The sequence below is a fragment of the Deinococcus cellulosilyticus NBRC 106333 = KACC 11606 genome, assembly GCF_007990775.1.
Taxonomy (GTDB): Bacteria; Deinococcota; Deinococci; order Deinococcales; family Deinococcaceae; genus Deinococcus_C; species Deinococcus_C cellulosilyticus.
The window spans coordinates 149,348-170,810 of record NZ_BJXB01000008.1 but is presented as its reverse complement, the minus strand read 5'-3'; the positions used below and the strand labels follow the sequence as shown (position 1 = coordinate 170,810).

General features: G+C 56.2%; 16 protein-coding genes. 7 read left to right on the top strand and 9 right to left on the bottom strand.

Features of this window, described 5'->3' with window-relative positions; all coding sequences use genetic code 11:
- Positions 1–801: 801 nt before the first annotated feature.
- The 4 genes from rimO (at position 802) to DC3_RS10845 (ending at position 4,456) form a co-directional block, all read left to right on the top strand.
- A complete protein-coding gene (rimO, locus tag DC3_RS10860) occupies positions 802–2,220 on the top strand; it encodes a 30S ribosomal protein S12 methylthiotransferase RimO (protein ID WP_246130626.1) in 1,419 nt (472 codons plus the stop codon).
- An 86-nt stretch (positions 2,221–2,306) separates the two neighbouring features.
- Entirely contained in the window at positions 2,307–2,807 is a 501-nt protein-coding gene (locus DC3_RS10855) for a hypothetical protein (RefSeq protein ID WP_146884384.1), read from the top strand.
- A gap of 245 nt (positions 2,808–3,052) precedes the next feature.
- Positions 3,053–3,292, top strand: coding sequence for a hypothetical protein (locus DC3_RS10850; RefSeq protein WP_146884383.1), 240 nt, complete (start codon positions 3,053–3,055; stop codon positions 3,290–3,292).
- A 237-nt stretch (positions 3,293–3,529) separates the two neighbouring features.
- Complete coding sequence (locus DC3_RS10845; protein ID WP_146884382.1) at positions 3,530–4,456, top strand: manganese-dependent inorganic pyrophosphatase; 927 nt, start codon at positions 3,530–3,532, stop codon at positions 4,454–4,456.
- 115 nt (positions 4,457–4,571) lie between these two features.
- Here DC3_RS10845 and DC3_RS10840 read toward each other — a convergent pair whose 3' ends face one another.
- The 5 genes from DC3_RS10840 to DC3_RS10820 form a co-directional block, all read right to left on the bottom strand.
- The gene (locus tag DC3_RS10840; protein WP_186815966.1) at positions 4,572–5,684 is read right to left on the bottom strand and encodes a branched-chain amino acid ABC transporter substrate-binding protein; all 1,113 of its coding nucleotides are present in this window, start codon (positions 5,682–5,684) and stop codon (positions 4,572–4,574) included.
- 208 nt (positions 5,685–5,892) lie between these two features.
- Positions 5,893–7,125: an FHA domain-containing protein gene (locus tag DC3_RS10835; RefSeq protein ID WP_146884380.1), complete on the bottom strand. Its 1,233-nt coding sequence runs from the start codon at positions 7,123–7,125 to the stop codon at positions 5,893–5,895.
- Positions 7,115–8,440, bottom strand: a complete 1,326-nt coding sequence (locus DC3_RS10830) for a vWA domain-containing protein (RefSeq protein ID WP_146884379.1) — start codon at positions 8,438–8,440, stop codon at positions 7,115–7,117. Before DC3_RS10830 ends, DC3_RS10835 begins: the two co-directional genes overlap by 11 nt.
- A gap of 329 nt (positions 8,441–8,769) precedes the next feature.
- Positions 8,770–12,558: a glycosyl hydrolase gene (locus tag DC3_RS10825; RefSeq protein WP_246130625.1), complete on the bottom strand. Its 3,789-nt coding sequence runs from the start codon at positions 12,556–12,558 to the stop codon at positions 8,770–8,772.
- Between the two features lie 78 nt (positions 12,559–12,636).
- Positions 12,637–13,641, bottom strand: a complete 1,005-nt coding sequence (locus tag DC3_RS10820; protein ID WP_146884378.1) for a LacI family DNA-binding transcriptional regulator — start codon at positions 13,639–13,641, stop codon at positions 12,637–12,639.
- A gap of 250 nt (positions 13,642–13,891) precedes the next feature.
- Between DC3_RS10820 and DC3_RS10815 the strand changes: the two genes are divergently transcribed.
- A complete protein-coding gene (locus DC3_RS10815) occupies positions 13,892–15,127 on the top strand; it encodes a bifunctional folylpolyglutamate synthase/dihydrofolate synthase (protein WP_146884377.1) in 1,236 nt (411 codons plus the stop codon).
- Between the two features lie 183 nt (positions 15,128–15,310).
- Here DC3_RS10815 and DC3_RS29095 read toward each other — a convergent pair whose 3' ends face one another.
- The gene (locus DC3_RS29095) at positions 15,311–15,472 is read right to left on the bottom strand and encodes a hypothetical protein (RefSeq protein WP_186815965.1); all 162 of its coding nucleotides are present in this window, start codon (positions 15,470–15,472) and stop codon (positions 15,311–15,313) included.
- 408 nt (positions 15,473–15,880) lie between these two features.
- Here DC3_RS29095 and DC3_RS10810 point away from each other — a divergent pair, with 408 nt between their 5' ends.
- Positions 15,881–17,383 carry a carboxypeptidase M32 gene (locus DC3_RS10810; protein WP_146884376.1) on the top strand — a complete coding sequence of 501 codons (1,503 nt, stop codon included), beginning with the start codon at positions 15,881–15,883 and terminating at the stop codon, positions 17,381–17,383.
- A 126-nt stretch (positions 17,384–17,509) separates the two neighbouring features.
- On the opposite strand, the gene DC3_RS10805 is transcribed toward DC3_RS10810, so the two are convergent.
- Positions 17,510–17,821 (bottom strand): hypothetical protein, encoded by a 312-nt coding sequence (locus tag DC3_RS10805; RefSeq protein ID WP_146884375.1) that lies wholly within the window; start codon positions 17,819–17,821, stop codon positions 17,510–17,512.
- Positions 17,822–18,014: 193 nt separating this feature from the next.
- On the opposite strand from DC3_RS10805, the gene DC3_RS10800 reads away from it, so the two are divergent.
- Entirely contained in the window at positions 18,015–18,404 is a 390-nt protein-coding gene (locus DC3_RS10800; protein WP_146884374.1) for a helix-turn-helix domain-containing protein, read from the top strand.
- A gap of 202 nt (positions 18,405–18,606) precedes the next feature.
- Here the strand turns inward: DC3_RS10800 and glnA are convergent, their stop codons facing one another.
- Complete coding sequence (gene glnA, locus DC3_RS10795; protein ID WP_146884373.1) at positions 18,607–20,025, bottom strand: type I glutamate--ammonia ligase; 1,419 nt, start codon at positions 20,023–20,025, stop codon at positions 18,607–18,609.
- A 224-nt stretch (positions 20,026–20,249) separates the two neighbouring features.
- Positions 20,250–21,170, bottom strand: coding sequence for a hypothetical protein (locus DC3_RS10790; RefSeq protein WP_146884372.1), 921 nt, complete (start codon positions 21,168–21,170; stop codon positions 20,250–20,252).
- Positions 21,171–21,463 lie beyond the last annotated feature (293 nt).

Sequence of the window (21,463 nt, the reverse complement as noted above, 5' to 3'; positions counted from 1 at the left end):
TCTGATGGTCAAATGGATCAGGTCATGCCAGAGAATTTCAGGCGGTGCTGGAACCCTCTGCGCACTTTGATCAATTTGCTTGATCAGAATGATTGGTAATTGAGCTCATATTAATCACATTCTGATCAAGCTGCAAGATCCTAAGACCAGTCCAGTCATTTATCCCTTGCACTGCACGTTCCAGGGGCATACCAATTTTTGTAAACGCTTCTGCGAAAGTCGCAGGTTTTTCCTTTCTTGGACATATCCGTTACCCCTTTTTCTTTGGGCTAAAACCCAGTAAAAAACGCTCTGATCATTTTGAAAACAAAGTGCAGCTGTTGACTGAAATGTCAGAATTTGATCATGAAAGGTTGGGACCGGTTTGATACCAGTTGCATACCAGTTGCCTGATCAAAGCCGAGGGCCGAGGGCAGAGTGGGAAGCTTTTTCTTGAACAAGGTGTTGTAGGGGAGAACCCCCAAATGACATCAGATCTTTTGCCACCAGAGTTCGAGCCACGTCGCACTGGGCACTGGCTCGACCAGCAGACACATCGTAAGCTCAAGAACAGCGGACCTTGCTCGCATCATTTGATTGATGCCAGCAATTCTGGAATTTACCTTACTCTCGGCTCTCGGCTCTCGGCTCTGTCTCGGCCCGGATGACGTGCTCCCCAGACGGCTTCTTGACCCCAATGCGCCGATCAAAGCGGTTTGATCGGCTGGGTCGCTGGGTCGCACTGGGCCGCCGGCTCTCGGCCTTAACCAATTGTGACCCTCTTCTACACAACCCCGGCCATTTGTCATACAATGTTTTTTTGTGACGCAGGGTGTTGACATCAAAAAAGTCGGTTTTATCAGTCTCGGTTGCCCCAAGGCCCTTGTGGACAGCGAACGCATTCTCACGCAGCTTCGCGCGGAAGGCTATCACATCGCCCCCACCTACGAGGAGGCTGATACCGTCATCGTGAACACCTGCGGTTTCATCACCCCGGCAGTGGAAGAATCCCTCTCTGCCATTGGAGAGGCTCTGGATGCCACCGGAAAAGTGATCGTGACCGGATGCCTTGGAGAGCGCCCGGAGACCATTCGGGAACGCCACCCCAAGGTGCACTCCATCACCGGGTCCCAGGATGTGGAAGGCGTGATGGACGCCATTCACGAACTGATTCCCCCGGACACCAATCCCTTCACCTCCCTGATTCCAGATACAGGCGTGAAGCTGACCCCCAAGCACTACGCCTACCTGAAAATTGCCGAAGGATGCAACCACAAATGCGCCTTCTGCATCATCCCCAAACTGCGTGGCCTGCAGGTCTCCAGAGACGCCGGAGAGGTGCTCTATGAGGCCTTCCGCCTGATTGCCTCTGGCACCAAAGAGATCATGGTGATCTCCCAGGACACCAGTGCATACGGCGTGGACATCCGCCACCGCGAGTCTGAATTCCAGGGCGGACAGGTGAAAGCCCACCTGATTGACCTCGCCACCAAACTCGGTGAGATGGGGGCATGGGTGCGCATGCACTACGTTTACCCCTACCCCCATGTGGACGAGGTGGTCAAACTGATGGCCGAAGGGAAAATCCTGCCTTACCTGGATGTTCCTTTGCAGCACGCCAGTCCAAAAGTGCTCAAAGCCATGCGTCGCCCCGGTGCAGGCAAGCAACTCGAGACCATCAAACGCTGGCGCGACATCTGCCCCGACCTCGCCATCCGCAGCACCTTCATTGTGGGGTTCCCCGGTGAAACCGAGGAGGATTTCCAGCTGTTGCTCGACTTCCTGCGTGAAGCCAGACTGGACCGCGTGGGCTGCTTCACCTACTCCGATGTTCAGGAAGCAGACGCCACCCGCTTTGCAGAACAGGTCCCCGAGGAAGTCAAACAGGACCGTCTGGAACGCTTCATGGCTGTGCAGCAGGAAATCTCTCTGGAGCGCATGCAGGAAAAGATTGGCCGCGTGATCGAAGTGATCATTGATGATTACAACGAAGAACCCGGTCAGCTGATCGGACGCAGCAAATGGGACGCCCCTGGCATCGACGGCAGTGTGATGTGCGTTCACGGTGACCTCGCAGAATCCGAAGCCGCCCGCCTCATCCCCGCAGGCAGCATCAAGATTGGTGACATCGTGCGCGTGCTGGTGGAAGACGCCGACGAATACGACCTGTACGGCGAGATCATCGAAGTGGTGCCCTGGAAGCCCAACGTGCCCCAGCTTGGACACTTCGGAAAACACTGAAATTTGAAATTCTGGCAGGGGCACTGAGAGGTGCTCCTGTTTTTGTCTGGGGGATCTTTCCCCTTTTCCCCCTCGTACCTGAAACCATGAAACGCCTGATTTACCCCGCGTATGCCCTTTTGATTGCTGGAGTGTTTTTGCCTTATGTGTCCCTCAGTCCTGTGGGATGGACAGGGTTGTCAGCAGGGCAGCACCAGAGCCTTCTGACCGCTTTTCCAGGGGTTGAGCAGGCCGTATTGCACTCCCAGATGTCTCTGATGAATCCCATGTTTGCCTGGGTTTTCCTGGCCTGTGCCTTACCTGCTGGTTTGAAACCTGGCAAACGGAGACATCCCCTGGTCTGGCTGTTGCTGGCCCTCACTGGTCTCTGGGTGCTCCTCAACGGGATGTGGGCATATCAGAGCATGCAGACTTTTCAGTCACAGGTGGTGGCCCAGAGTTCGATGGTCAGTCTGCAGCCTCCCCATGGACCTCTGCTGATGTATGGAGCAGGTTTTTATGCCCATGTTGTGGGATTGCTTCTGTTGTGGACTGAGCTTTTCCTGTCCAGGGGTGTGGGACCACAACCTCGCTTGCAAACAGTTTGAGATCAGGGGTTTGTGTCAGGTGATGCGGTCTTTGGACCCTTCTGGGACCTTTATCAACCCTTTCATTTGTGAGATTTTCTGCCGATCAATTGCAGGTCTTCTCTCAAAATAAAGGGGAGAGAAAGGGATCTTCAAAACACTGTGAAATTTTCGCGGTGTCCCTCTCATGGCTGAAACGCCGTGGCGCGGCATGATGAAGTCAGCAAAGAAGCAGGCTCGCTGTGAAAGCAGCCAAAGGAGGATTTATGTCTTCGTTCGCGATTTACATCATTGGTTTTGCCATCGTGATTGCCGGTCTGGCCTGGGCAGCCGACAGTCTTGGAGTTGCCCAGCAGTGGATCTGGATCGGTGTGATTGTGCTCGCCGGTATTGCTGTGATCTCCGCTGTGGGTTCCACCCGCCGCCGTGATCCCTCTCCTGGCGAAATGCAGATGAACGATGGTGTGGAAAGCACCACCACCACGACCACCAACCGTCGCCCTTAATCCGTAACAGACCTTGCACACTCTTAAACACCCACACTGAAACACTCAATTTCTGATCACTCATCCTGAATTTCTGAACCATTTTTTTCTCTTTCATTCTTCAGACAGAAACGTGATTCGAGCCACCGGACCCCACCACAGGTCCGGTTTTTTGTGTTCCCTGAAATTGACCTAAGTTGTCACTTGTTTGGTTCAAGAACGGTGCGGCTCTCAAAGTGGATTTATACTGAGAACGCTATGACACTGCCTGTTTTTGGACACACCAATCCTGACACCGATGCCATCACCTCTGCCATTGTGTACGCAAGCCTGCTTTCCCGTCTGGGCGTGACTGCAAAAGCCTACCGTCTGGGCGACCTCAACAACGAAACCAGCTTTGTGCTGAAAACCGCTGGCGTCGAGGTTCCTGACCTTCTCGAAGCTCTCCCCGAGGGCACCGAAGTGGCCCTGGTGGACCACAACGAGTCTGGCCAGAGCATCAGTGGTCTGTCCGGCCTGAAAGTCACCCGTGTGGTGGACCACCACAAACTGGGCGACCTGAGCTCCAAAGACCCCCTGTACCTGCGTTTCGAGCCTGTGGGCTGCACCGGAACCATCCTGGGCAAACTGTACCGCGAGCACAACCTGCCCATCGAAGGCTGGGAAGCCAGACTCATGCTCTCTGCCATCCTGAGTGACACCCTGCACTTCAGAAGCCCCACCACCACCGACACCGACCGCGAGATGGGCGTGTACCTGGCCCAGATTGCTGGCGTGACTGACATCAAGGCTTATGCCCTGGAGATGTTCGCTGCCAAGAGTGACCTCGGTGACACCCCTGCCGACAAACTCCTCAAGCTGGATTACAAGGTGTTCCCCTTCGGTGGCAAGCAGTACGGTCTGGGTGTGATGGAAACCACCAACCCTGGTTACGCTCTGGGCCGCAAAGCGGAAATCCTGGAAGCCATGAAGCAGGAAAAAGCGGCCAAAAACCTCGAAGGCGTGTTCTTCTCTGTGGTGGACATCCTCGAAGAAACCAACCAGACCTTTGTGCTTGATGATGCCCACGCAGAAGTGATCAAGGGCGTTTTCGGTGCAGACACCCAGGACAATGTTGCCGACCTCGGGAACCGCATTTCCCGCAAGAAGCAGATTGTGCCTGCCTTTGAAAAATATTTTGGCTGAATGTGCTGATCTGATGTCCCCTCCTGATTCCAGGAGGGGCTTTTTTCTTTTTGCCCTCAGCCCTGGGCTCTCGGCCCTCGGCAAAGCCAAGCCCCTGTTTCACGTTGGATCAATCCTACTTCTGACTCCCTCCAGCCTTGCGAATCACCGAGGCGTTCAGGTCATTGCCAATCCGCATGATGAAAAGGGTGGTGCTGGCCCGGTCTCCTCTGGGGGTGAATTTGAGGGTTCCGGTGATCAGGTCACTGAAGGTGCCGTTTCGCACGGCCTGCATCACCTGGGCGCGGGTGGGGACTTTCTTGCTGGTGTTCAGGGCTTTTTCGATGCCTGCCAGAAGGACTTTGGTGGTGTCGTACCCGTAAATGGCCCAGCCAGTCGCAGTTTTTCCATAAGCCTCTTTGTAGGCTTTGTTGAAGGCGTAGGCATTGTTGAAGCTGTCCGGGGTTCCAGCGATGGAGGCAAAATAGGCCCCAACTGCATCACTTTTTGCCGTTTCAGTGAAGATGGGGCTGTCCAGAGTGTCATTGCCGATGAAAGGAACGTCGATCTTCTGGGATTTCAGGGTGCGCAGGAGCTCACCGGCAATTTCAGGGTCGCCACTGTAGAAGATCACGTCTGGCTGATAGAAATTCGCTTTGAGGGCCACGCTGTTTACCCCCCGGTTGTCGGGCAGGCCCTCATAAGCCACGACCCGCACGTTTGAGGCTTCCAGGGCTGCTTTCAGTTCTTCGGCGTAGGCCTCGCCTTTGCGGGATTTGTCGTTGATGATCATGGCCCGCTTTGGGGAGAAGGTGTTCACAGCAAAACGGGCCACCACATCGCTCTGCAGTTCATCTCTGGCAATGATGCGGTTGATGTTGGGCCATTTCTGTTCGGTGAGGGTGTCCTCTGTGCCTGTGACCGTCATGAGGGTGAGGCTGTCCCGGGCAAGGTTGGGAGCAACTTTTTCCAGAAGCTGGCTGTCCACATTGAGGATGGCCCCCAGGATGGAGGAGTCATTCAGGGCCGTTTCCAGTTTGCGCTGGTTGTTTTCATCCTGCAGGGTCAGGCCCTGCAGGTCCACTTTGTGTTCTTTCTTGAATTTTTCTTTGTACTCGTCCAGAGCAATCAAAGCCCCCAGACGGACCTGGTTGTGGATGGGGTTGTTCTGATGGTTGCCCACAATGGCAATTTTGATGGGTGTGAGGGACTGGGCCAGTGCGGACAGGCCCAGCATCATGCCGAGCATTGAAAATTTTCTCAGGAGAATGAAAGATCTTGCTGTGGCTTTGTGTCCTGTGGGGTGACAAAGGAGGGTCTGGTCTTTCATGCAGTCACTGTGATGTAAAGTACTGCCCAATGTCCAGGGCAAATTGTGGAGAAATCTAATCGTTACTTGAAAGGTACCTCCTGGGTGTAACTTCCCTGTAATAAATGCATAAATATAAAGACCGAGTTCAGCGTTCTTTCAACACAGCGAGTTCCACCTGACCCAGTCGGATGATGTCTCCTGCCTTGATGGCCTCTGAAGAGCCTTTCAGGACGGTCTGGTCATTGAGGGTCACTGGACCGTAAGCCAGCAGGTAAAGCTGCCCATTTTTCACCTGCAACTCGGCATGCCTGTCCTGCACGCCCTGTTCGTTCAGCTTCACATCCCCTTGCCTCCCCAGGATCACCGAGCTGAAAGAGGAGGGCAGGGAATAGGCCTGATCGTTGCTGTGCAGCAGGTATTTTTCTTCAAGTTCATCGGACTTCGCGCGGGCCCCTTTCTCCTGAAACACAAAATCATTCTGCCCAAAACGCAGGCGGTCTCCAGAAGTCAGGGCTTTTTTGCCAGAGGGCTGCCCATTGATGAGGATGGGGTCTCCCTCCCAGAACCAGAGTCCCCCTTCCCGTTTCAGGCTTCCGACTTGCAGAGGCACGGTTTTGTCGTGGTACAGGGACACATCATTGGCGTCCGAACGGCCCACCGTCACCTGGTTTTTGGTCAGGATGTACTGCTTGCCCTCATAAGGCCCGGTGGTGGTGCCCAGCAACCAGGCACTTTTCAGCAGATCCTGGGTGACCTGCAACATGAGCCCAATGGCAGCACCCAGCACGGTGAAACCCACTCCCCGGGAGACCGTTCCAGTGTCTCCCTCCCCCAGAGAGATCAGGAGAAAACTGTTGAAGAGCAGCCCGCCGATAAAACCACCAATGGCTCCACCCAGCATGCCCCTCAGGGCTTTCTTCAGGGAACGCTCGTTGAAGCCCAGCAGCAGGCCGATCCCTGTCCCCAGCAGTGTCCAGGCAACCGCCCGGATCAGGCTGTTGGTCTCGGATTGCCCTTGCAGCATCCAGGCATAAAACACTTGCGCCATTCCTCCAGCAACCGCGCCCACAAAGAGTGCTGGAATCAGGATGCGGGTCAGATCGCGGTTCCACTTCCCACGCAGACCCAGCAGGTTTTCAGCGACCACCAGAGCCGCAGCAAGAGGCACAGAGAGCACCCCGGTCAGGGCAGCGGTGCTCAACACCAGTTCAAAGCCACGGCCACCATCCCCCCAGTGGACCACCGTGGACTCGGCCAGCAGGAATCCCAGAAAACCTCCCACTGCCCCAGCAAGGGTGGCAGGCAACCAGACAGGCAATTTGTTCACAGGTCCATCTCCATGCTCTCCATTACGGGGTTTCTGGGCGTCATGTTCCACTGATGCGGCGGATCTCCTCATCGGTCAGAGGCACATCCGCAGTTTTCACGGTCTGGGTCTTGGAGCCGATCCTCAAGGTCTTGGCGGTTCCAGCACTGAGGGTTTTGCTCTGCCCGATTTCCTGCAGGGCACGGTCCAGGGCCTGGGTCATGGTGCGGCTCCCCAGACGCTCGGTGACCTCCCGGGCCATCTGCAGGGTCTTCTGGGCCTGCTGGGGATTCTTCTGGGCCTCCTGGATGGCCTGCGACAGCATCCCCTCGATGTTGCGCTGCTGCACGAAGCGCATGACCTCCGGTTTCAGGCGTCCAGCAACCTCCTCGTTCTGGGTGAATTCGGCAACCACATCAATGGGCGGAAGTTCTCCAGTGAATTGCGCCCCGGGAACCTGAAACGTGATCCCCAGTTGCGCCAACCGGATTCGGGCAGGAGGCCGCACAGGCAGTGTGAATTCCAGAATGAAGGTGGCTCCTGCCTGTCCTGCCAGATTGCCCAGGGACATCGGTTGCTGCTTGATGTCCACTTCCGTCTGGGTGGGGTGCACGCGCGTGACCCGCTCCAGCACCACATCCTTCACGGTCTTCACGCTGAGGCTCACCCGGGTCACCACCTCACTGAGGCTCTGCCTCAGGTCTCCCAGCAGCACGGCGGGCAAATCACTTGCTCTCACCGCAGGAGGCTGCGGATTGTGGGTGTCCGGGACCACATCAATGGGCTTTCCCTGCGTCTGGTCCGTCATCAACATCAGGAGATCCGTGTTGACCTCATCCCCCACACCCACAGTGGTCACCGGAATCTGCTTTGCGGCAAATTTCTGGGTTTCACTGCGCACCAGGGCTTCATCCGAAGTCTGCCCATCGGTCAGGAGCACCATCCGCACACTGCCCTCTTGCCCCTCCAGCGCTTCACGGGCAAGGCCCATGCCTGCACCCATGTGGGTGCCCCCCGTGTGCCAGTCGAGGCGCTCAATGCCAGCCATCAATCTGGCCCGTTGCGCACTGCTGGTCATCGGAAGGACCACCGAAGCCCGGTCATCAAACTGCACCAGGGAAACCCGGTCCTGTGCCCCCAGCATTCCTGACATCAGGATGCCTCTGAGGGACTCAATCACCAGATCCATCTTGTTGCGTCCCTTGCCAGAGGCCGTGACGTTTTCCCGCATGCTCCCCGAAGTGTCCACCACAAAAGCCACAGCAAGAGGGGGCCTCGCCTGAATCGCCTCGGGTCCAGGCTTGAGGGTCAGCAACAGAAAAAGCTTCTGCTGCCCGGTGTGGGCAAGCAGATGGTCCCGGTGCAACTGGTGGGTGACGTCAAGCATGATGGCAGCCTCTGGTTTTTATTGTAGGGGTTAAAAAGGCCGAGGGCCGAGGGCAATTCATTCAGCTCTGGCTTTTGCAAAACAGGGTTATATGCCTTGATTTCGGGTTTTGACCACAAGCAGGTCAATGCTTGTCCCAAAAAAGTCGTTGACACCAGCAATTTCAAAATTTACGTTGCTCTCGGCTCTCGGCTCTCGGCTCTCGGCTCTGTCTTGACTCTGAATACGTGTTCCCCAGGCGGCTGGGTCGCACTGGGCCCTCGGCTCTCGGCAATAAAAACCTCCCCTCCAGATGCCGCCGGAGGGGAGTGGGCAGGGGGAGAGAGGGCTCAGTAGGTCTGGGTTTCGAGTTTGCCGATGGAGACGTTCGCAGAAGTGGCAGTGATGGTCAGGGTCTTGACCCCTGCACCCACGCCGGCGAAGTCGATGGGCACCGTCTGTCCGGCGTTCACAGAGAGGGGGATGGTGGTGCCGTTGAAGTTCACGGTGAAGCTGGTGCTGTTGAAGGTGCTGTTGCTGGTGATCAGGATGCGCACGTTGCTGGTGGTGGGCACGTTCAGGCTGAAGGTTTTGTTGGTGCCGTTGGGAATGGCTCCCACGTTGGTGCTCACCACTCCGGGGACGTTGGTCGCTCCGGTGCTGGTGGTGACGTTCAGGTCTGCAGTGAAGGCCGAGAGGTTGTTCTTGGCATCCTTGGCGCGGACTTTGAAGGCGTAAGTGGTGTTGGCGGTCAGCCCGGTGATGCTGGCACTGGTTCCGGTCACGGTGGTCTTCAGTGCGCCGTTCTGGTACACCTCGTAGGCGGTCACGCCACAGTTGTCACTGGAAGCACTCCAGGAGAGGTTGACACTGCTGCTGGTCTTGCTGGGGGAGGTCAGGCCAGTGGGGGTGGTGGGGGCGGTGGTGTCGGTGTCGCAGACGTTGCCTCCGGTCAGGTTGGCTCCAGAGATGCTGCCGATGACCACACTGTCAGACTTGGCGGTGATCACGATGGTCTTGGCTCCGGTGCCGACGTTGGGGAAGTCTGCAATCACCGTCTGTCCAGCGTCCACAGCCAGGTCGTAGTTGGTGCCGTTGAAGCTGACGTTGATGAGCCTGCTGTTGACAGAGGAGCTGCTCTGGATGGACAGACGGTAGGTGCCGCTGCTTGTCACGTTCACAGGGAAGGACTTGCTGGTCCCGTTGGCGATGGCTCCACCGTTGGTGGTCACCGTTCCGGGCAGGTTGGGGGTGGTGATGGGGGAGGTGGTGTAGCTCACTTCGGTGTTGAAGGCCGAGAGGTTGTTCTTGGCATCTTTGGCGCGCACTTTGAAGGCATAGCTGGTGTTGGCGCTCAGTCCGGTGATGGTGGTGCTGGTGGTGGTGCCAGACACGGTGGTCTTCAGAACGCCGTTCTGGTAGATCTCGTAGGCGGTCACTCCGCAGGTGTCGCTGGAAGCACCCCAGGAGATGGTCAGGCTGCTGTCGGTCTTGCTGGGGTTGGAGAGCGCACCGGGGGTGGTGGGGGCGGTGGTGTCGGTGTCGCAGGGGCTGGGTGGGTTGGTGGTGACACTCAGATCGCTGGTGAAGGCGGACAGGTTGCCTGCATTGTCCTTGGCTCGGACTTTGAAGGTGTAGGCAGTGTTGGCGGTCAGGCCAGTGATGCTGGCCGTGGTGCCGGTCACGGTGGTCTTCAGGGCGTTGTTCTGGTAGACCTCGTAACTGGCAACGCCACAGTTGTCGGTGGAAGCACTCCAGGAGAGGTTCACAGAAGTGCTGGTCTTGCTGGGGGAGGTCAGGCCTGCAGGAATGCTGGGAGCAGTGGTGTCGGTTCCGCAGGGGTTGCTGCCTCTGCTGGAGAGCACCTGTTTGGGTCCAACGACCATGTTGAAGCCGTCGGAGAAGTTGACGGTGACGTTGGCCGTGCCAGGGTTGTAAGCGACGTAGGTCTTGGTGGTGCCCTTCTTGAACACGCCGTAGGTGGGGATGTTGGCGGTGACGGAGGTGTCCACCTGTCCCATGGCGTTCAGGCTGTGAATGAACTGGTAGGTGTGGGCCTTGGATTCGCCTTCTTCCGGGGTGTAGGTGCTGGCCTGGGCATTGAATTTGCTGACGGCCCCTGCAGCGTCGTACATGCTGTAGACCTGCCAGAAGATGTCCTTCCAGACGTTGGGCTCTCTGCCCAGGAAGTCGTAGTTGGTCTTCAGGTAGTTGGGGTTTCTGCCCAGGTAGAGGCTTCCAGCCTGGATGGGCAGGAAGTTGATGCCCTGAATCATTTCCTTCTCGGGGGAGAACCAGGTGGAGTAGGCTCCGCCGTCGCCCCACACCATGCCCACTGCGGGTTTGTTGTAGCTTGCGGGGAACACCGTGCCAGGGCCGGACTGGTTGAACCAGTACTGCTCGATGGCTGCGGTTTCGTTGGTGTACAGGAAGATCCCCAGGTCACGCACAGCATTGTTGCCCGTCACGGCGCCCCACTGGACCAGTGCAGAGGAGAAGTTCATGTCTTCGCTGCTGGACTCCTGGTTGTTGCCTGCTGCGAATCCGGAGTGTCCTGCGGCCCAGGAGTGACCGGCGTAGGGATCGAAGCTTCTGAGTCTGGGGAACTGGCTGGTGTTGGTGGTCCAGTTGGCAGCGTCCATGATCAGGTCGTTGATGCTGGCCCCCCACGTCTTGCCCTGCGGTGTGGCTCCGTTCACCCAGCTTGGGCGGTACTTGGCGAGGAGCGCAGCAGCTTTGATGAAGTAACCCCAGTGGAAGTGGTGGTCGTTGAGTTCTTCTTCAGAGCCGTAGCCCTGAGGGTAGCCAATCAGGGTGCCCCAGGTGGGGTTGTAGTAGAAGTAGTTGCTGCCCTGACCGTCGAGCCAGTCCTGCAGCACGCGCTGGATGGCGTCCAGGAAGGCGGTCTGTGCAGCGGTATTGCCGACCTGCTCTGCGAGGGGCACCAGTTCTGCCAGTTTGCCCAGGCCTTTACCGACCCAGTAGGAGTCTCCGGTGGGGTTCAGGGTGGCAGAGGTGTTGGCCTGGTTCACGTAGTTGGCCAGTTCGGTCTTGCTGAGGGTGTTGGCACTGCCGTTGTCCGGGAAGTAGGGCAGCACCCCCTGGAACTTCTGGTTCATGGAGAAACTGTTGCCCCTCACCACGCGCATTTCACCTCTGGGGGACACGTAGGTGTAGGAGGTGTTGACATTGGATGAGTTCATCCACTGGTGGCGGTACAGGGCCTGCAGGGTCCCACTGGCGGTGCCTTCTTTGGCGGTGGTGGTGAGGTTGAAGTTGGTGGTGAGGGTGGCGGTGGAGGCGTTGTAAGTCCAGGTCACCGTGCTGCCCGTGACGAAGTTGTAAGCGTAGGTCTTGTAGTCGTTCAGGGTGGTGACGGAGTTGTTGGGCAGGGCAGCGATGGAGTAGTAGTCTTTGCCTGCCAGGTTGGAGGTGACGTTGGTGCCACTGATGTTCCAGGTCGCTCCTGTGGGAGCGAAGATGCCGTAGTGGCGTCCGTTGATGGTCACGCCGAGCACATTGCCCTGGTTGCTCCACACGGTGGGGGTGGCAATGAAACTGATCTGGGCATCTCCTCCGGTTTTGGTGGCATACACGAAGGGCAGGCCGTGCCCAAAAGTCGCTTTCAGGGTGCGTGTGCCATCGCTGTGGTAGCTGGTGACGGTCCAGTCGCCGTAGTCGTCCACTTTGGCATCAGGTGCATTCAGGCCAACGATGCCCATGGTGAAGTCGGGGATGTGGGCGTACTGGTATTTTTCCAGTCCGGTGGCGCCCACGATTTCCAGCTGGGTGGGGTAGCTGATTTCCAGACCGCTGTTCTTGGCTTTCATGGACAGCGGGTGGGCAAACATGTTCTCGGAGTAGTTGTTGCCTGCCCAGCGTTTGAAGATCAGAGAGGACCAGAATTCGTTGGTGGGGGCTTTCCCTTTGGATGCGCCGTTGGTGGTCAGGGCCGGGCTGAGGATCACCCCGTTGTTGTTGGTGGGTCCACCCTTGGAGCCGGGAGGAGGGCTGGTGCCCCAGTCCTGGGCGGTCACTTCGGTGTGGCTGTTGCGCTGGGGAGCAACGTTTCCGCAGCTGGCAACCAGCAGGCTGAGGCCGATGAGCAGGGCGTGGGTGGATCGGACTTTTTGTGACATGCAGAACCTCCTGTCCAGCGCCGATCAGTGCACTGGACTGAAAACGTTTTCAGTTGTCTGGGGTTGGTTTAAAGCGTGTTACCTGCGGTGGTAGCGGGTGGACTCACGGACGCTGAGCGTCACCGCAATCTGCGGGATTTCGCAGTCCTGGTCCTGAAGACGTGTGAGTATGGTCTGTGCTGCAAGTTCCCCCATCTCAAAGAGGGGCTGGTGCATGGAGGTCAGTGGGGGGAGGGAAAAACTGGAGGCAGGCAGGTCGTCATAGCCGACCAGTGAGACATCCTCGGGAACCCGGATGCCCCTGCGGTACAGGGCGAGTCTTGCTCCGTAGGCCATCTGGTCGTTGGCAGCGAAAATGGCGCTGAAGTGGACCCCTTTGGTGACCCAGGATTCCACGGCCAGAATGCCGGAGGGCTCGTCGAACTCACCCTCATAGACCAGACTTTCATCAAAATCAATTCCGGCGTCTGTGAGGGCCATGCGGTAGCCTTCAAAGCGTTCCACAGCGTCCCGGTGAGAGGTGATCCCGGCAATGTGGGCAATTCTGCGGTGGCCGAGTTCCAGCAGGTGTCTGGTGGCAAGGTAAGCGCCCTGCAGGTCGTCCACACGCATGCAGCAGTGTTCCAGACCGGGCACGTAACGGCCCACAAGAATGAGGGGAAAGCGTTCACTCAAGGCGTGCAACTGTTGTTCGGGTAAGCGTCCTCCCAGAATGATCAGTCCGTCCACCTGACGGCGAATGAGGGCGGCAACAGCACTGGCTTCATCCTGCGCTTCCCAGTGGCCGTTGACAAAAATGGGCTGGTAGCCCGTGCCGGAAAATCCCACATCAATCCCCCGTGCCACCTCGTTGTAGAAGGGAGAGGCGATGTCCTGGGTCAGCACGCCCACCGTCATCGACTTGCCACGCACCAGACCCTGGGCACTGGCGTTGGGTTCATAACCCAGTTGACCAATCACTTCCAGGACCTTCTGGCGTTTCTCGGGGGTGACCAGCGGTGCATTGTTTAAAATGCGAGAAACCGTGCTGATCGACACACCGGCCACTTTGGCGATGTCTTTGATGGTGACATTTCTGCTCATGGATGTCCTCTCCTGGCCATGCAAAAAGATGTCTTGCAGCCAGCAGACGTGGGGTTGGTTGAGGATGTAGAGTCAATGTAACGCAACTTGAAAACGTTGTCAATAGCTTTACCGATAAAAAATGTTTGCAGTACACCAAATCTCTCAGAAAAACCAGCCACAGGAAAGCATTTCTGGCTTTCGAAGTTTGTTCTGGATGGTTACGAAGTGGGGCACATTGGAGCCCAAACAAAACCCCTAAACTGAAAACGTGAATCTTCTTGACTGGCTCTTTGCAAGACAGAGCAGCATCAAACCTGGCCTGGAGCGCATCCAGAGACTCTTGCAGTTGCTGGACCACCCGGAACAGGTCTTCAGAACGGTCCTGATCGGAGGGACCAATGGCAAGGGGTCCACCAGTGCCACCCTTGAAGCCATTTTGCGTGCTGGGGGAACAAAAACCGGACTCTTCACCAGCCCTCACCTGACCCGCTTCACCGAACGTTTCCGGGTTGCCGGACAGGAACTGTCCGAAGAGGAGGTCAGAGAAGCCCTCAAAACCCTGAAGCCCCTTGCCGAAGAAGTCGGAGCCAGCTTTTTTGAGATCATCACTGCACTGGCCTGTGTGCTCTTTCAAAAACATGGGGTGGAGATTGCGGTGATGGAGGTTGGCATGGGAGGCCGATTTGATTCGACCAATGCCCTCGATCCCGTGCTGAGCGTGATCAGCAGCATTGGACTCGACCACACCCAGTTCCTGGGTGACACCCTGCCCCAGATTGCTTTCGAGAAATCAGGCATCATGCGCCCACAACTTCCCACCCTCACCGGAGCCACCGGGGAAGGCCTCGAAACCCTGCGGGACCAGGCTGTGCTCAGGGGAACACACCTGCATGTTTTAGGGGAAGACCTGGAATTTGAGGGTCGGGAAAATGCCTGGGAAGGGATCACTGTGACCGTCAAAACCCCCTGGGGCTCTGCACAGACCTCCTCCAACCTGATCGGACGGTACCAGATCCGCAACACCGCACTCGCCGCAAGTGCGGCCCTTGCCCTGGGCCACAAAGTGCCAGACCATTTAAAGGTCCAGTGGCCTGCCCGCATGGAATTGCTGGACTGGCAAGGCAAAAAAGTCTTGCTGGATGGAGCACACAACCCAGAGGGTGCAGCAGCACTGGTGCAGGCTTTGCGGTCTCTGGGCGTTGAAAAACTCCCGGTGGTTTTCGGTGCAGCAGCAGACAAGGACATCACAAAAGTGGCCGCAGAACTGAATTCTATGGCCTCCGAAGTGATCCTCACCCGTGCGGTTCTCAGCCCCAGAGCCGCAGATCCAGAAACCCTGAAAACGTACTTCAGTGCTCCAGCTCAGGTCGCTGCAACTCCAGAAGAAGCTTTGAAATTGCTTCCTGGGGGTCTCTCGCTGGTTGCAGGAAGCCTGTACCTGCTCGGAGAAATTCGTCCAATCATTCTGGGAGAGAAAACCGAGGATCGGGAACGCTGGCAATAAAGGCCGAGGGCTGGATCGAGGAGCTGTAGCATTTGCTTTTCGGATGCACCAACTGTAGCAGATCTGGATTTTCATCACCATGATGGATTTTCCATTTGAATAATTCAGATCTGCATATGCTGTCTTGCATGTTCCTTTACCATCAGTGTCCTGAGCACATGCAAGGCAATGTGCTTTATCCCCTCAATCAACTTCAGAATTTTTTTCCAGAGATTGCTTTGCAGGCCAGAAAGAAATATCAGGGAAGAGAACATCTTCTTGAGCGCAGAATTCAGTTGCTGAACTGCCTGTGGAATGATGTGCTGCATTGTGCACCAGTGCACCCTCATCTGGTTTATCAGGCATGGCAGAGTCTCGGGAAAGAGCTGGGAGACACCAGATGGTTCAAAATTCCCGCAGCTGTTCTGGATCAGATGCCTGCAGTGATTTATCAGTCTGATGGTGCAGTCAAGCAGATGGACTGTACAGGTTATCAGGAACTTGATGGACTGCCTGCAGTTACATGGGACTGGTACAGGACACTGCATCGCCAGAACAAACAAGGAGCCTGGTTTCATGGGGTCCCTCATGTCCTGTTGCTGGGAACACTGAACACCACCGGGCTGGAAATCATTTCCTGGAAAGATCCCATTTGAGAAGTCATTTCAGAGTTCTGTCAGTTCAGGGCAAGCCGACAGTCCGCCCCTACAAGCTCTCGGCCCATAAGCTGTTTCACCTATCCGGCCCCTGTTCTAGACATGGTATGTTTTGCCCATGGAACAGCTGAAAGAACTGAAAAACATCCTGGGCCAGATCAGTGACCTGAATGGCACACTGGGCCTCCTGAGCTGGGATCAGGAAACCTACATGCCTGAAAAGGGTGCAGAGTCCAGGGCCCGCCAGATGGCCACCCTTGCGAAAATCTCCCATGAGACCTCCACCAGTGAGAAACTGGGGAACCTGCTCAGTGACCTCAACGACCATGAAGCTTCTCTGGAGGAGGGCTCTGCCGATGCAGCCATGATTCGGGTGGCCCGTCGGGATTACGGCAAACTGACCCGTCTGCCGCTGGATTTTGTGGAGCGCCAGACCCTGGCCCGCAACCGTGCCCACCATGCCTGGATCAGGGCCCGCAAGGAATCCAACTTCTCCCTGTTTCAGGACCACCTGCAGGAGATGTTTGATCTGGCCCGTGAGTATGCAGAACTGATGGGCTATGAGGAGCACCCTTACAATGCAGCCCTCGATGATTACGAGCAGGGTGCGAAGGTCAGTGAAGTGCGGGAGACCTTTGCCAACCTGCGCAAAGACACCCTCCCTCTGCTGCGTGCTGTGATCGATGCAGGGGATGCCACCGATTACAGCATCCTGAACCGCCCTCTGGCTGCAGAGAAGCAGAAGGAGTTTGCCATGCGGGTGGCCCGGGATCTGGGGCTCTCTCCTGAGTTCTCCCGTCTGGACACCACCGCACACCCTTTCCAGACCAACTTCTCAATCAATGACATCCGCATCACCACCCGGTATGACGAAACCTACTGGCCCACTGCGCTTTATGGGGTCTGGCATGAAACCGGACACGGCCTGTACGAGCACGGGGTGAACCCTGAGCTGGAGCGCACCAACCTGGCCCGGGGCACCAGTCTGGGCATCCACGAGAGCCAGTCTCGCATGGTGGAGAACATGATCTGCCGTTCAAGGGCGTTCTGGCAGCACCACCATGCAGACTTCAAGGCTTTTGCCCCCGAAGTGGTAGGAGAAGCCAGTGCAGAAGACCTGTACCGCGCCGTGAACCGGGTGCAACCCAGCCTGATCCGGGTGGAGGCCGATGAACTGACCTACAACTTCCACATCATGCTGCGCTTTGAACTGGAACTTGCTGTCTTTGAGGGGAGCCTCGCCATCAAAGACCTGCCAGAAGCCTGGAACCAGAAGATGCAAGACGATCTGGGGATCACTCCGCCCAATGACGCCATGGGAGTGCTGCAGGACATCCACTGGTCTGCAGGCCTGATCGGGTACTTCCCCACCTACTCTCTTGGAAACCTGTATGCCTGCCAGCTTTGGAATGCAGCTGCAAAGGACCTCGGAGACATGGACAGCCTGATTGCTCAGGGCGAAGCCTCCAGAATCATGGGCTGGATGCGTGAAAATGTGCACCAGTATGGAAAAATATACTCTCCCAGAGAGTTGATCCAGAAGGCCACAGGGGCTCCACTCTCTGCAGAGCATTACGTTCAGTACCTGAACACCAAGTACAAAGACGTTTACAGGCTTTAACGATTTGTGGCAAAAGCTTTACAAATGCCATGCAAAATACAAATAAGGCGCTCCAGGAGCGCCTTCTTTTGATTATGTTTTTTGTTAAATAAGTTAAAGTCAGACCTCGGGAGTGTGCAGGAGGGTTCAGATCACCAGTCTGCGGGGGAGGGGAAAGAGGGTGCGCTTGCGAACAGGAGCAGCAGCGGGGGTTTCTGTTTCCAGCACGTAATAATTGATCAGGTACATGCGGGTGGCATGCAGCCAGGCGTGAGCAAGTTCAGCATGGGGATGCTGGCGCTCTTTGAGGGCTCTGGCACTGCGCAGGAGGTGCTCTTCGAGGTCCCGGAGGGCGTTTTTGCCTCCCTGGTTGTCTGCCTCGATCAGGGCGTTCATCACCGTGGTGGGATGGGCCTGTCCTTTCTTTAAGCTGTCGGCAATGGTGTCCAGTACGCGCATCAAAACTGCTCCTTTCGCATAAAAAACCGTTCTTGGTTATGATCATAGCATAATATGTAGGCTGTTTCAAGAACCGAAAAAATACATTCTGTATTGACCGTAGTTGACACCTCTGCTATCCTACGGATAGGAGCGATTTTTAAGTTCAAAGCAGAACGAGAAGACGCCCGGGAGTCTGATAGAGGAGGATCACATGAAACTGAGCGAACGTTTACGTGAACTCCGCGCAGAACGGAATCTGAGGCTCAAAGACGTGGCTGCCATCGCTGGCATCAGCGTCCCCTACCTCTCCGACCTGGAGCGCGGAAGAACCAACCCAAGCCTGGACACACTGCAAACCCTGGCCACCGCGTACGACATCACGGTGCATGACCTGCTGGAATCCGTAGAATTCTACGGTCTGAATACTGATGGTGCACTTCCCAAAGGCCTTGCCGATCTGGTCGCTGACCCTGTGCTGGGTGGACAACTCACCCCCGACTGGGTCCGCACCCTGAGCCGCATTGAACTGCGTGGCAAGCGCCCCAGAGACAAGCAGGACTGGTACGAAATCTACCTGCACCTCAAGCGCATCCTGGAATAAGGTCCCTCAGGGAACACCTGCGTCACGAAAGTGACGCTTTTTTGTTTTTTAGAGCAGTCAGCGGTCAGCCATCAGCGCTCAGCAAAAACCCTGCACTTCTTCAGCGAGAGCTGTTTTGCTTTTTGATCCTGAGGACTTGCTCTTCAAGAACAAAATTGTCCTGGGCTGTGTCTTTTGCTCTCGGCCCTGGGCCCTCGGCTTTTCAAATGTTGTAGTACATCTCAAACTCTTTGGGCGTGGTCTGCATCCGGAAGGACTCTGCCTCTTCCCGCTTCAGGTCGATCCAGTTGTCCAGGAAGTCCCGGGAGAACACCTCTCCGGCCAGCAGGAATTCATGGTCGGACTCCAGTTCATCGAGGGCATCGTCCAGCGTTCTGGGGAGGGTCTTGATGCGTCTGGATTCCCGGGCAGAGAGAGAGTACACGTTCTTGTCCATCGGGGTGGGAGGCTTCATGCCCTGCTGGATGCCGTCCAGGCCTGCCATCAGCATCGCACTGAAGGCCAGATAAGGGTTGGCACTGGGGTCAGGGGCCCGGTATTCAATGCGCTTGTCCTGGGCGTGCTGGGGGCCTTTGTAAAAAGCGGGAATGCGTACCACGGCCGAGCGGTTGCCTGCACTGATCACCAGATTGACCGGAGCCTCGTAGCCTGGAACGAGACGGCGGTAACTGTTCACGCTGGGGTTGCACAGGGCCGTCAGGGCAGGTCCATGATAGAGCAGACCTGCTGCGTAGCTCAGGGCAAGGTCGGAAAGCTCCGCGTACCCCTCAGGGTCATAAAAGAGGGGCTTGCCATCCTTCCAGAGGGACTGGTGGCAGTGCATCCCTGAACCATTGTCTCCATAGAAAGGTTTGGGCATGAAGGTGACGGTCTTCCCAGCCTGGAATGCGGTGTTTTTGACCACGTACTTGTATTTCAGCACCTGCTCTGCAGAGGTCAGCAGGGGGGCAAAGCGCATGTCGATTTCCATCTGCCCGGCGCTGGCCACCTCATGGTGGTGCAGTTCGATGGCAATCCCGATGGACTCCAGATGCTTGACCATGTCACTGCGCAGGTCGGAGTAACGGTCTGCAGGAGGCAGAGGGGCATATCCCCCTTTCTGGGGCAGGTTGTACCCGTTTCCCTGTTTTCCAGTGGTCCACCAGGCTTCGGTGGCCTGCACTTCAAAGAAACTGGAGTAGGGCGAAACTGCATATCCAACGCTGTCCAGAATGAAGAACTCCACCTCAGGACCAAATTGAGCCGTGTCTGCAATGCCTGTGGAGACCAGATGCTGCTCTGCCCGTCTGGCAATGTTGCGGGGGTCCCTGAGGTAAGGATTCCCTGTTTCAGGTTCCACCACATGGCAGGTGACCATCAGGGTTTTGTGCTTTGCAAAAGGGTCCAGGCAGGCCGTGTGGGGTTCAGGGATCAGGAGCATGTCGGACTTGTCGATGCCCCGGAAACCCTTGATTGAAGACCCATCAAAGGCGATGCCTGCTTGCAGCAACTGTGGGGAGAGGTAGGAAAGGGGAAGGGTGAAGTGCTGTTCTCTGCCGGGCACATCCACAAAACGCACATCCAGAAAATCGACCTGTTCGTCGCGCATGTATTTCAGGAGTGCCTCTGGGGTGTTGAACACAGTTCGACCTTCACCTTCCCATCCGTTTGCACGGTGTCAGAAATTTCTTGCACAAGTATAAGAAAAATCTGGATATTTAGTCAAGAAACAGGTCTATTTTTGCAATTTGTACAAAAAAATTTGTATCGTATGCCAAAAATCCTGATGCGCGACTGAAAGCCTGAACTCAGAACAGAAAGAGGCCCATACGGGCCTCTTTCTGGAAAGCTGACAGCTGTCAGCTTTTAGAACAGCTTGCTGATCTCAGCAAACTCTGCCTGGGCCAGAGCGAGCGCAGCTTTGAAAGCCGCCTGATCGTCTTTGGTGATGGCTGCCTGCATCTCTTTGAGGTGGGCAGCGAAACTTGCGGCCAATCCGGCATTTTTGGCTTCCACAGTGGTTTTCAGGAGATCCCAGCGTTTTTCTGCACCTTCCAGGGATTCCAGACCTTCACCGATCTCTCCTTCACCGATGTACTCATCGTTGGTGGCGGTGAGGCCCAGACCCAGCAGGCGCAGGTTCTCGGCGTTGGGATCGCTGTGCACGGCCTGGAAGCTGGCAATCACTTCATCGGCCAGTTTGCTGTAGGCATCGCTGCTGATCTGGCTGAGCTGTGCGATCTGCAGTTTTTCCACGCCTTCCATGGCGTCATGGGAGATTTTTGCGGCTTCGACCACAGCACGGTTGAGGAAGCCCACGGCATCCTGATACTCACCAGGGTTGCTCTGGTTGCCCCCTTCCATGCCTGCAGCGTAGTCCCCTTTGGAACTGGTGACCAGATTGCTGGTCAGGGCAATGTAGAAGTTGGTGTCTGCACCGGCCACAGCAGCGTCATAGGCTTTGTCCCAGGGACCTTCGAGGAAGTCCTCCACGGTTTCCTGGTAATCGGCAGGAGGGGTGTTGCCCGGTGCATGCATGATTTTGTGCAAAGCATCTTCAAACGGCTTGACCAGTTCAGGCTGCACCACAGGCTGCATTTTGCTCCACAGTTCTTCCAGAGAGTGACCAGCGTGCTTTTTGCCCCATTGCAGGCTTCCAGCGTTGTAGTTGGAGACACTGGCAAACAGGTGACCACGCATCAGATCGAGGTTGGTGGCAAGGTCCAGATTGGCAGCAGAAGCAGAGCCAAGAATCAGGGCGGTCAGAACAGTCAGGCGTTTCAACATGACTTCGAGCTTAAAGACCCCTTTTCCAAATGTCAAGTAATCTGGTCGGATTAGTTTAATTAAAGATTTTTTCCGTGTAGGATTGAAAAATAATATTATAGACTTGAAAAATAAACTACACATGAAGCTTCTTGCGGCCCTGCAGATTCCTCCTTGAATGAACAGAGAGGTCGAGCGAAACTGTCTGGAGTTTGCTTGACCTCTGGCATGCAAAAAGGACGTAGCACGCTACGCCCCTACAGAATCATCTGGACACGATCCATCAAGAAATGTACGTTGCTCCCGGCTCTCGG